Consider the following 11728-nt stretch of genomic DNA (forward strand, 5'->3'; position numbering starts at 1 on the left):
AATACCCGGACCGCGATCAGTTTCCGACGGGCAGGATGTCGTGCTTGACCAGCGCGTCGTTCTTGGACAGCGTCGGTCCCGGCACCAGTTGGCCGATGATCGACCAGGGGGCCAGCCGGGGGTCATCGCTCAGGCCGAGCACCTTCGCGGTCGCAACGTCCGGGATGCCGTAGCGGATTCCGTTATCCGCCACATAGAACAGGCCACCGCGACGCAGACTGCCCGGTTCCGTTCCGGTTACCTGCACGAACTCACCCGATGCCGGTGGGATGTAGGCGGCATCGACCCGATCTCCGGTCCCATCGGAGGTTGCCAGGCTCACCGGCTCGGCCGCACCGCGCAGCGGCACCCGGTTGCCCGCGAGCAGGCCGACCACGGCACGGTCGGTGGGACTTTCGTTCGCCTCGTTATCGGGCCCGCGTCCCTTCGCCCAGCTCAGACAGGTGACCGGGGCATCCTCAGCGGACAAGATCTTCGGGGTGTTCGCCGGGAAATGGTCGAGGGCGAGTCGGTGCAGCACCGGCATATTCGTCAGCACGTCCGGCGGCTCCGCCTTGATCTCGCGCATGCCCTGGGAATTCGCGGTGCGGATGACCTGTGCGGCGAAATCGGTGATCGGCTGCACGCCGTCGGCGAGTACCAGGTACAGCTGGGACTGATCGTTGCGGCCCATACCGCCGACGGCGATGACACCGCCGACCGGCACATCGGAAAGCTTTGCCGGACCGGGCTGTCCGGCCTGCGGAATATCCGGTACGGCCAGCGGCGGAACCGCGATCGCCGCATCCAGCAGGCCGGTGCCGACCGGCCGCGACTTGAGTCCGGCCAGATTCAGCGAACGGGCCAGCACCGAGTTGGCCGGGTCGACCTCCGCGCGTTTGCCGTCGTAGATCAGATAGGTCTTGTCATTGCGCTTGACCAGCAGTGCATCCGAGGGTCCGAGGGTCCGAACACGTTCGTCCAGTTGGGGTTTGCCCGCGAAGATCGTGGTTTCGACGCCGGTGGCCGCGGCCGCGCTGCCGGTGACCGAGAGCTGCACCGTCTCGCACAGCGACCAGTCCGAACGACCGCCCTGCTTCGAACCCGGCAGTGCCGCGGGCGCGCCGGGAATGCCGAGCATCGGGCCGCGCGGCAGTGACGAAAGTTTTGCGTCCTTCACCGATTTGGGAGATTCGTTGCTCCCGGTGATCAGTCGGGCCGAGGCCAGGTTGAGCACCGGATGCAGGCGCTTGTCGTCCTTCTTGTCCTCGGAATCGGCCACCACCACATACAGGGCACCGCTGTCCTTGCCGATCACGATATTCGCGTCGCCGATCGCGCCCTGTGGGCGCAGGAACGCCAAGATGGCAGCGCCGGCCACCACGAGCAGGCCGAGCACCGCGCCGACGAGCATCGAACGCAGCTGAGATCGCATGGGGTCGTGCAGCATCCGGATATCGCGGCGCACCAGCGCGTGATCGAGCCGTCGCAGCAGAAAACGGTAGCCGTTGACCTGAGCCTTGGTGGTCAGCTGTGCAGGCACATGGTCTCCATCGGACTACGGAAGGAACAGGATATTTACAGTATCGTTCGGCGCGCCCATGTCAATCCAGCGACAATTCAGCAAACCGTCACTGCGCCAACGAACAAACAGGTGGCGCGGTAGTGTTATCGCAATACTGGTCCGATTATCGTGGACGGGGCTGTGAACAAACGCGATACCGACTCCGGAGCGAAGAACCGTAAAGAAACCGGAAACGAAAACTCCGTGAACGCAACGCACACAACGCTGCGTGATCCGGAATTCTGGCTGCTGCGCCAAATCCCTTTGCGACGCATGATTCCGCTCGCACTGTTCGCCGCGACCGTGGCCTGGATCGCCGCCGCCTGCCATGCGCCGAGCGCGGCCGTCATCGCCGTCGGCGCGATCGTCCTCATTGTCGGCGCGGTACCGGTGCGGCGACGTGAGCCACGCAATATCGCTGGAATGCTGGCGCGGGCGATCGCATTCCGGTGGCGGCGCACCCGGCCCGGCCCCGCCGATGCCGGCCAGGCCGCCTTCGACGTACCGCTGCCCGAGGGCGGCAGTTACGGCGTGCGCTGGGATGGCAACCTGCTGCTCACCATGCTGCGCATCGACCCGCCGCCGGATGCGCTCACCCTGCTGCGGCGCGGCTCGCTGTCCACCGACCAGGTGCTTCCGCTCACCGAAATCGGGCGCTGCCTCAGTCAATTCGATATCAACCTGGCCTCCATCGATGTGATCAGCACCGGCGCGCGGACCGCGGGCGGCGGCCCGGTGGCCCAGCTCTACGACCGCATCCTCGGCCCGCTGCCCGCCATCGCGCATCGCACGGTCTGGCTGGTGCTGCGGCTGGATCCGCTCGCCAATGCCGAGGCCGTCGGCAATCGCGGCGGTGGCGGGGCCGGCGCGCTGCGCACCGCGATCATCGCGACCCGCCGGGTGGCCAATCGACTGGCCGCCCGCGATATCTCGATATCGGTGCTGACCGCCACCGAAATGAACAGCGCGGTGCGTCAACTCACCCGCGGCATCGCATTGGACGCCTTCGCCGAAACCCCGAAGTCGCTGGTGCACCAGGGCATTCACCTCACCAGCTACGAGATCGGCCCGGAGCTCATCGGATCGCGCGGCTTCGCCGATATCTGGGCCACCCCGAGCCTGACCACCACGGTGACCGTGCGCCTGCGGCCCGGTGCGCGACGGCCCGGCGATGGGCGCGAGCCCACCTCCCCGCCGATCACGCTGGGTGCACTGGTTCGCTTCGATACCGTCGCCGAACCGGGCGAGCCGCCGGTGCCCGGACTGCGCACCCTGTCGGGTGAACAGTTCCGCGCCCTGCTGGACAGCCTGCCCGCCCGCACCGCCCGCCGCGAAGGCGACAGCGCGGGCGACTACCGCGGCCCACTCGCCGCGCTCGACGGCATCGCGGTACCCACCGCCGGATGCGGTCAGCTGATCGGCGCCGACGATCTCGGTCAGGGCATCGCGGTGCCGCTGATCGGCGACGGCACCCGCCATCTCGAGGTCATCGGGCGGCTGGATCTGGCCCAGCAGGTGATCCTGCGCGCGATCGCCCTCGGCGCGCACACCGTTGTGCACACCGACCGGCCCGAGGCCTGGCAGTCCATGGTCGCGAATGTCGGTGCACCGCATTCGCTTTCTCTCGCACCGCGATTCGCCGGCGCGGTACAGCACAGCCTGCCACCGCAGCCGGGCGGCGGGCCCATTCCCACCGCAACCGTCGTGGTGTTCGATGGCATCGCACCCACCGCGCTGACCGGTGGCGCGACCATCGTGCACGTCCGTGCGCCCGAGCAGCCCGATGGCCAGTTCGATGCCGATATCGTTCTGGTACAGGATATTTCGGCTCCCAACCTGATCACGGTGCGAACCTCGACGGCGAGTGCGACGGTCAATATGGTGACCACCCCCGACGAAATGCGCTACATCGGCGAATCCCTCACCGCGGCACGGTAACCGCGAATCCAGATGACCCCGAACGGAATCCGGCCGGTCCCGCGAGCACAGCGCTGGCGGACCGGCCGGATGGCTGGCTTTTGCCTTTCGAGCGGGCTCAGGCTCCGAAGCCGTCACCGATCTTGCCGTCGGTGCCCAGCGCGCGGTGCAGCGAGTTCTCCACGGCCGCCGCGACATTGTTGAGCGAGGTCAGCGTGTCGCCGTACTCGCTGTGCCAGGCATCGTAGACCGTCTTGAAGCTGGAGTGGGCCACGTTGCCCTCCCACGCCACCTTGAGCACGCCGCCGGCGTCCTCCATATCGCTGCCGTACTTGACCAGATCGCCGTGCAGCGTGACCAGGTCGTTGAACAGAGCCGTCATCGGGCCCTTGGCGTATGCCATCGTCATGATGAGTTCCTCCGATTCGAAGACTGATTGTTGTTCTGGCCCAGTCGATTACAGGCTGATGTGCTGGAACCCCTCTTGGTTCTCCTGCTCCATCTGGATGTACTGCTGGGTACCGTGACCGACCTGCTCGGTAATGGCGTTGAGCTTCTTGTGCAACTCCTGAGAGTGCTGGGCCCAGTTGGTGGAGGCCGCGACGAACGCCGTCTTCGCATCGCCTTCCCAGTGGGTCGCCGCGGCGACCTCGTCGTCGATCTTCTTCAGCGTGCGCTGCATGTTGTCGACCGCCGCGGCCATGAACTCCTCGGCCTTCTTCGCGGTCGGCTCGTCTACGTGTACACCTTCACCACTCATCGTGGACACCCTCTCCTGTAGTGATTCCAATGCCCGGAAACGATGTCGGGTGACATCGCCGGAAGGTTTACTGCGGAAGCCACCTTCCCCCGGGCAGAGATTCGATCAATGCCGAAATCGCTTGCGCGATACGGTGATCGGTGCCCGGTGTCACCGTGGACCAGACCTGCTGATCCGCAGCAATACCGGGCGCGGCCACAATGCGACCGCGTCCGGTGTCATAGACCGCGACCGCGCCGGGCGGCCGGGTGGTCGTGCCGTCGAGATGGGCATAGGCCACGATCTCGGCGAAGCAGTGGCAGGCGGCGAAGGCGAGCCCATAGGCGGTGGCGTCGCGATCGGCGACACCGAGGGCATAGACCGCGTCCGCGTAATCCGCGGAGGTCTGTGCCGCCGCGAGCCGCTCGCTCAGTTCGCTCGACAACGCACTGAAATTGACAACCTCCGCGGGCGTCGCCGGGCCGAGCGCGTCGACCAGCGGCCGCATCAGCGCCTGACCCGATCCGTCCGCCCATATGGTGCGCACGTCGAAGGTGTCGCCGGTACGCACCGCGACGGCATGCTGTTCGCCACGGCGGGCCAGGCAGATTCGAGTCACCGCGGGCGTTGCATCGGGCGCGGTGCGGTAGATCCGGGCCACCAGCTCTCGATCGGGCTGGGCCAGCGTGAACATGGCGTCGGCCAGTTCGGGTGCGACATCGCCCTCGGCATCGAGTACGCCGGCGCCGACCAGTTCGGTCCGCGCGCGGCGCTGCGCCCTGGTCCATTCGTCGATCGACTCCTGTTGCGGCCCAACCGATAGCACCAGCGGTAGGGTTTGCACGCCGAGCCGTTCGGCGACCGCGAGCAGGCCGTCGTTGGTCATGGTGGTCATCCGGCACCTCCCGAGACCGTCCGGCCGGTCGCCGTGGCGGGCGCTTCCGGCGCGCCGAGTACGGCCGGGGCGGAGACGATTCCGAGGTCGGCGCCGATGGTGTCGCCGGTCACCGCACTCGCGCGCGGTGCGTACTCCTCGTCCTCGCCCGACCCGGCCGCCCCCATCGCTCCCGGAACCATGGGCAGTGCACTGGAACTCGCGGTGGTGGCTGTCGAAACCGGTTGCGGTGTCGTCATTTCCACCGGTTGGGGAGCTTCGGTGAGAACCGGCGCGCGATAGGGCTGTAGTTTCGCGGACGCCGCGATGGCACCGACCCCGCCCGGCATGAACATGCCCGGCGTGACGGCAGGCATTGCGGGCATGCCGGATATGGCCGACTCCGCGGAGACCGTCGTGCTCGCCTCCTCGGCCGCCAGTGCCGCGGGCGACGCGATCACCGGCGGTTCCTGCTGAATCCACGGTGTCGCAAGGGGTTCGGTCGCCGCCTCGTAGGTCTGCATCACGCGCGAGGCGGCGGCCTTTGCCATATCGGCGTCGGTATCAGCACTCGCCGCCACGGCCTTGATCGGTGCGCCGAGTGCGCCGCCGATCGATTCGAGCATGCGCTGCACGGCCTGGATGGCCGCGATCTCGGCGCTGTGCGGCATGGTCAGCCGGGCCAATTCATAGGCGGCTGCCTGAGTTTCGGCGCGCACCGCGTTATTGCCAGCGGCCGTCGCGGCATCGGCGAGCCAGTCGCGCAGCATCGAGATCCGGTCCAGCACCGGGCCACTCGTGGTGGACTGCCATGCGCCGCGCATCGACGCGACGATCAGTTCGTATTCGGCAACCGCCGTACCGAAACCGGCGGCCAACCGGGTCCACGCGGCACCGGCCTCGGCCATCGGTACCGCGCCGGGACCGGTGGACAGTTCCCGCGCCAGCCGATCCGGCTCGCGCGCGTCCCAGACCACACCGGTGAAACCGGGCTGCGGTGGTTCGATCATTGTTGCTCCGTGTCGTTTTCGATGTTGTCTCAGGCTGCGCCGGGGATGCCGAAGTCGGCGACGCTGTCGTGCTCGGCGCGACCGAACTGCGCGGCCTGCGAGCGCAGTGTCGCGGCCAGCTTGCGCAATTCCACGATTCCGGCGACCGCGCTCTGGCCGTAGGAGTCCGCGACATTGCTCATCGTCTGTGCCGCGCGCACCGACACCTCGTCGGTACCCGCGGGCGGCACCGTCAGCGCGGGCGAGCCCTCTCGCAACTCCGCCTCCAACCGGGCCGCCAGTCCGTCCAGCCGGGCGGCGGCGTCGCGGGCCGCCACCGGATCGAACAGCACACCATTGAAATCCGTACCGCCGCTTGCCATGGCAACCTCCTGAACCGTTAGAGGGTGAGTTCTTTATCGGGTGGTGGCTCCGAAATTTGTTCGGCCGCGCCGACCACCGGCAGCGAGACCCCTTCGATCGGACCGACGACCTCTTCACCGTGTTCGGCATTGACCAGGAAGGTCGGCATATCGCCGCCCGCATCCCCGGCCCCGCGCGCACCGGCCGCACCAGCCCCGCCGTAGGGCATCATGCCCGGGCTGCCCGGGGCCCCTGCCGTGCCGCGCACCGCGGCGGCGGGTTCGACTGCGGCGGAACCACTTCCGGATGCACCGAAGCCGGCGACACCGCTGAGTCCGGCGGCGCGCGGACCGGTCCACGGACTCAGTGGCGTGGCAATCGGTGCCGCGCCGATTCCGCCGACACCGACACCACCGCCGCCGCCCACGCCGCCGCCACCGCCGGTGCGCTCGGCCTCTTCGCGCTCCTTGGCCTCGCGTTCCTGTTCTTGTTTCGCGATGGTGTCGGCCTGCAGTTTCTGGGCCTGTGTCGCGCTCTGGGTCGCCACCTGGGTGAGCGTCTGCGCGCCGGTCTGCGCCATGGTCATCAGCGGGGTGAGCAGCTGCATCACCTGCTGCATCGAGTCGACGCCCTTGGGCGCGTCGGTGACCTTGACCTTCTTGCCCGCCGCGGTCATATTCGCCGAATGCGCGGTCATTTCGATCCGCGTCTTGGTCACCACCGCGACGCCCTCGGTGATCGCCTCCACCGTCGCCGCCGCGATGAACGCTTGGCCACCACCGGTGGCCAGCCACGGCGAGGCCGCGGTGACCGTGGCCATGTACTTGGCAATGACGGCCGCGAGCAATGCGCCACCGGTCGCCACCGAGGTCGCGCCGCCGACCAGCGTCGCCTTCTCATGTCCGCTCTGGGTGGCCAGTTCCGCGCCGTTCTCCGCCGCCTGCCCGGCCTTGTTCGCCGCCTGCATGGCGGCCAGGCCCTGCCACAGCGACATCACGGTCTGCAGTGCCTGGGTGCCGAGCTGGATCGCGGTCTGCGCGGCCTGAGCGGTATCGGAGAGCACCTTGGTCGGATCGGGTCCACCGCCCGCGCTCGCGCCGAGCGTTCCGGTGCCGAATCCGCTTGCCATATCGGTGAGCGGCCGGGCCAGCGCGGCCAGATCGAGCACCGGCAACGGTGGCATTTGCGGCAGCGGCGGCAGGCCGGACAGGTCAGGCAGCGGCCCGAGGCCCATATCCTGCAGAATGTCGTTGACCGGGCGATCCACCAGCGGCGCAAGAGCACTGCCACGCAGCAGGTCGACGATCGACGGATCGAGCGGCGCGTTCATTATCAAACGCCAGCAGCGCCGAATTCGGCGCCGGATGCCGCCTCGGCCGCCTCGTACGCCGCGGCGCCCTGGTGCGCGGTCAGCGCGGTACCCGCGTGCACACCGGCCAATTCGAACACCGAACTCACGTGATTGGCCTGTGCGTAGGCGAAGGCCATCAGGAAGTCCTGGCCGATCAAACCGAAGACCGGCGCGGCCGCCGCAACGGTTGCCACCTGATCGAACGCTCCTGCGGTTGCCACCCCGGTTGCCATCGCTACCGCCGCGTCCCCGTACGCGCGAATCGCATCAGGTGTTGCTACGACATCGCTCATCGTATTCCCCGATCCAGTAATGCAATTGACCGACTCATAGAACCTATCAATCAGGCTGCAATGCCTGAAAGCAAATTTGCACAAACTTAAGGTTCTTGACAAAAGTTCTACGGGGACGGAATGAACGTCGGGTGTCTAGCCGGCAACTTCCTCGTTGAACGCGGTGACCAGTTCGCTACGGCGTTCGAAGGCGCGCCGCACCGCGGCGGCTGCAGTCGCCACCAATGTCGACTCGAACTCGGCTGGCGTCATCGTCGAAACAGCTTGGGAGAACTGCAGATCCAGCAGCGCACCGTTGCCGTCGACCTCGACCGTGATGGAGCCGTCCGGCGCGGTTTCCCGGCCGCGCACCCCGGCCATATCGTCGGTCAGATCCCGAATCCGGTACAGCCGCCGCTGCACGCTGGCCATCAGTTCGTCCATGGTCTCGTACATGCTGAAAGCTCCTCTCGCACAACGGGGACTACTACACCTCGCGCAACCAACTGTCCGGCTCGGTCTCGTACTCCTGCTCCTCGGCAAACTCTTGGCGCGCCACGTCTTCCGCGGTCGGCAAACCGGTCAGCGCCAGCATGTCGGCGGGCACCCCGGCCGCAGCCAACTCCGCCCTGCGCGCCATCCCGGCCCGGTTGGCCGCCTGCTTGCACAGCCGCAATACCTCCGCAGCCAAACCCTGCGGATCCCGCTTCAATTCGGCGGGCTCGATCGAAATACCAAGTGGCAGGCCCTGTTCGGTGGTGCGCACCGAGATCGTGCCGCTGCGGGAGGCCGCGGTCCATTCGATCGGATCCTGCTGCTGATCATTCACGGTGTACCTCCGAATCACCGAAGCCGGTGCGGGTCAGACCCGCTCATCCTTGATCGCGCGGACCACCTCCGCGACGCGCGTATTGATCAGCGCCGTCAGGTGTTTCGCGTCGATGGCGCGCGCGACCGGCGGGGTCTGGTCATCGATCGCATAGCGGCCGTCGTCACGCAGGTCGCGCCATTGCAACCGATGCCGCGTGATCCCACGCGGACCGAAACGCGAACGCCCCTGGATCACATCGATCGTTCCGATGCGCGATATCGGCAGCACCAGGAATTCCGCGGAGCGATCGGCGATCGAATCGTCGAAGGAATCGTGCACCGCGGACCGGCCGAGCGAGTAGTCCAGGCCATCACCCTGGTCCTGGGTTGACAGCACCACATCGGCACGTCGTCCCGGCTCGACCGCAGGCAGCGCACGCACGATCGCACCGGCCAGATCGACGGCATCGCATTCGGTGACGGTGAAACCACCAGAATGCCAATATGTTTCGCCGGACAGCTCGGCGAAGACGTAACCGCGGTCACCACGCCGGACGCCGTGCAGCCGGACCTGAACGTTCGGATTCCACTGGTCTGCGGGGTCGTAGCCCTCCGCGACGATGCGTAGATCCGGGAAGGCCAGCACCTCCAGCACACCGTCGAACGACCGATCGCCGGAGTGCCGCAGCCGCGCCAACGCATCCTGCTGTTCCCGGATGTAGTCCTCGTTCACCCAGGTGCGACAGGTATACACGAACGGCTCCGGCAGGTAGTCCTGCTTCAGCGCCTCCCACTGGGCGATGAATTCCAGATCGGTGAAGTTCCAGGTGCGATTCATTGCTCGACAACGGGTTTGACGACGACCGGCGCGTCGCCGAGCGCGTCCTCGATGTGCTCGACCGAGTCGAGGTAGGAGGCGCGCTTGTGCTCCTTGTTCTGCCCGTGCCCGGCGCCGTGACCCGCGGGGCCCATACCTCCGGGCGAGCCCGGCTGGCCCGCGCTGGCAATGCCGGCCCGGCTCGCCGCCGCGACCCCGGCCGCATCGGCGACCGCGCGCGGGAACAGCTTCGAATTCTGCAGGCTGTTGGGCGAAAGGCTGGCGCCAGCACCGCCGCCCGCACCGCCACCGATACCGCCGCCCTTGCCCGCACCCGCACCGCCGCTGCCCGCCTTGAGCGCATCCTTGCCCAAACCCGATAGCGCCGAAGGCAGACCGGCCAGACCGGCGGACTGCATGTCCTTGGCCGCCGAGGCGGCTGCTTGCTGCGCGGCCTGCGACGCCTGATCCATCGCCTGCTTGGCACCCTGCAAACCTTGGTCCGCAGCCTGTTTCGCCTGATCGGCCGCCTGCTGCGCGGCTTGCTGCGCGCGCTGTTGCGCAGCAGCCTGTTCCTGTTGGACCTGGCGCTGCGCGGCCTCCTGCTGCGCCTGCTGCCGCTGTGCTTCGAGCTGCCGTTGTTGGTCGGCTGCCGTCTTCTGGGCCTGCTCGCTGGCCTGGCGCTGCGCGGCGAGCGCCTGCTGCGCCGCCCGCGACTGGGCGGCCGAGGATCCACCGCCACCGGTACCGCCGCCACCGGTACCGCCGCCACCCCCGCCGGGCCCGGTGTTCTGCTTCCTTTCCGGCGGTGGCGGCGCTGTCGGCTGCACCACCGGGCTCACCGGCTCCACCATCAACGGAATCGCATCGCTGGATGCGTCGAGCCCGGGTACGTACCAGTCCCGGAAGATCCGCTGGGCCAGGTCGACCTGTTCCCGCCCGTACTGGGTTCCGACCTGATCCGGCGGAATAATGGGCGTATTCGCCACCAGCGCATACAGCCAACCCGAGGTGTCCAAGAGATTCCGTGCGATCGTCTTCATGCCGTCGACCATGTTCTGAACGCCGGACGCATAGGCCTGGACCGCACCGGCCGCCTTGAGCGCGGCATCGCTTTTCCAATCGCCCGAGGTCTGCATCGTGGTCATCTGGTTGCCCAGATTCGTAGCGGGCGCCACCAGTTGTTCCGCCATCGATTGCCAGTAACCGGACGCATCTGCGGTGTGGTTCAGGCTGTCGTTCATGGATTTGTGCCAGCTGAAAGCGGTCGGATAGTCCAGGATGCTGGATGGCTCGGCACGGACCGGTGTCTTGTCGCGGCCGTCCTTTTCGTTGGCGTACGCCTTCAGGTCGGCGGGCGGCCCACCATATTTATCGGTCCGTCCGGTCTTCCCGCCCCATTCCGGAATCTTCGTCGATCCGGCGGCGGGCAGGCTCCACGTGCCATGCCGCTCGGCCGAGCGAGTATTCCGGAGCCGATCGAATCCGGAGGTATTCGCCTCCTCGGCAGCGGTGTACAGCTTGCCCGCGGTAATGAACTGCTGCGCCAGATCCTCGAGCAGGGTTTGGTGGCTCTTGGCACGATCCTTCAGATCGCGACCCGCACGTTGGAACTTGCCCTGTAACGCGATGCCGGACGGCAGATTTCCGAACCCGTCGACATTCTCCACGAAATGGGTCCAACCCTCGATGGTGTTGAAGACCTCGTACAGGTCGATGGCGTACCCCGCCAGCGTCTGCAGACTCTTCTGCTTCACCGTCAGATGCTCTGAATCCTTGCCGATGTCGTCTCCGGAGAGCTGCCACGCATTGGGCTTGTCATCAGTCGGTGCCATCGGTCAACTCCTGTCCCGCTCGATGCTGCCTCGACGCGCTCCCCACACCCGACTCGCGTCGCCCCTCATCCACGCAAACACGACTCCGATCATCCCATGACGTGCGTGAACAGCCGGTGTCCTCATCATGAAACGTCCTTGCGCTCTTCGGTATCGACAGCAACGTCGAAGGCTATCTCGACCCGACGGTTCGCAGGCCGGTCCTTTACGAAATCTCG

At 67.1% G+C, this 11728-nt stretch carries 13 protein-coding genes; 1 reads left to right on the top strand and 12 read right to left on the bottom strand.

The annotated features are described in order from the left end of the window. Positions 1–16: 16 nt before the first annotated feature. Entirely contained in the window at positions 17–1522 is a 1506-nt protein-coding gene (gene eccB, locus ABZ293_RS23320; protein ID WP_355183743.1) for a type VII secretion protein EccB, read from the bottom strand. Positions 1523–1747: 225 nt separating this feature from the next. Between eccB and eccE the strand changes: the two genes are divergently transcribed. Continuing rightward, positions 1748–3481, top strand: a complete 1734-nt coding sequence (gene eccE, locus ABZ293_RS23325) for a type VII secretion protein EccE (protein ID WP_355183745.1) — start codon at positions 1748–1750, stop codon at positions 3479–3481. 97 nt (positions 3482–3578) lie between these two features. On the opposite strand, the gene ABZ293_RS23330 is transcribed toward eccE, so the two are convergent. The 11 genes from ABZ293_RS23330 to ABZ293_RS23380 all read right to left on the bottom strand — a co-directional run bounded on the left by ABZ293_RS23330 (position 3579) and on the right by ABZ293_RS23380 (position 11510). Continuing rightward, positions 3579–3869, bottom strand: coding sequence for a hypothetical protein (locus ABZ293_RS23330; protein WP_355183747.1), 291 nt, complete (start codon positions 3867–3869; stop codon positions 3579–3581). 48 nt (positions 3870–3917) lie between these two features. Continuing rightward, positions 3918–4220, bottom strand: a complete 303-nt coding sequence (locus ABZ293_RS23335; RefSeq protein WP_355183749.1) for a WXG100 family type VII secretion target — start codon at positions 4218–4220, stop codon at positions 3918–3920. A gap of 67 nt (positions 4221–4287) precedes the next feature. Continuing rightward, positions 4288–5094, bottom strand: a complete 807-nt coding sequence (locus ABZ293_RS23340; protein ID WP_355183751.1) for an ESX secretion-associated protein EspG — start codon at positions 5092–5094, stop codon at positions 4288–4290. Further along, complete coding sequence (locus ABZ293_RS23345; protein ID WP_355183753.1) at positions 5091–6083, bottom strand: PPE domain-containing protein; 993 nt, start codon at positions 6081–6083, stop codon at positions 5091–5093. The genes ABZ293_RS23340 and ABZ293_RS23345 overlap by 4 nt, the downstream gene beginning before the upstream one ends. A gap of 29 nt (positions 6084–6112) precedes the next feature. Next, positions 6113–6445: a PE family protein gene (locus ABZ293_RS23350; protein WP_354951844.1), complete on the bottom strand. Its 333-nt coding sequence runs from the start codon at positions 6443–6445 to the stop codon at positions 6113–6115. Between the two features lie 17 nt (positions 6446–6462). Then, positions 6463–7755 carry a hypothetical protein gene (locus ABZ293_RS23355; RefSeq protein WP_355183755.1) on the bottom strand — a complete coding sequence of 431 codons (1293 nt, stop codon included), beginning with the start codon at positions 7753–7755 and terminating at the stop codon, positions 6463–6465. Positions 7756–7757: 2 nt separating this feature from the next. Further along, entirely contained in the window at positions 7758–8069 is a 312-nt protein-coding gene (locus ABZ293_RS23360) for a type VII secretion target (RefSeq protein WP_355183757.1), read from the bottom strand. Between the two features lie 135 nt (positions 8070–8204). Next, a complete protein-coding gene (locus tag ABZ293_RS23365; RefSeq protein WP_355183759.1) occupies positions 8205–8504 on the bottom strand; it encodes a YbaB/EbfC family nucleoid-associated protein in 300 nt (99 codons plus the stop codon). Between the two features lie 31 nt (positions 8505–8535). Beyond that, positions 8536–8877 carry a hypothetical protein gene (locus ABZ293_RS23370; protein WP_355183761.1) on the bottom strand — a complete coding sequence of 114 codons (342 nt, stop codon included), beginning with the start codon at positions 8875–8877 and terminating at the stop codon, positions 8536–8538. A 33-nt stretch (positions 8878–8910) separates the two neighbouring features. Continuing rightward, positions 8911–9696 carry an ESX secretion-associated protein EspG gene (locus ABZ293_RS23375; RefSeq protein ID WP_355183763.1) on the bottom strand — a complete coding sequence of 262 codons (786 nt, stop codon included), beginning with the start codon at positions 9694–9696 and terminating at the stop codon, positions 8911–8913. Continuing rightward, a complete protein-coding gene (locus ABZ293_RS23380; RefSeq protein ID WP_355183765.1) occupies positions 9693–11510 on the bottom strand; it encodes a hypothetical protein in 1818 nt (605 codons plus the stop codon). The genes ABZ293_RS23375 and ABZ293_RS23380 overlap by 4 nt, the downstream gene beginning before the upstream one ends. Positions 11511–11728 lie beyond the last annotated feature (218 nt).

The sequence above is a fragment of the Nocardia sp. NPDC005998 genome (genome assembly GCF_040614395.1).
Taxonomy (GTDB): domain Bacteria; phylum Actinomycetota; class Actinomycetes; order Mycobacteriales; family Mycobacteriaceae; genus Nocardia.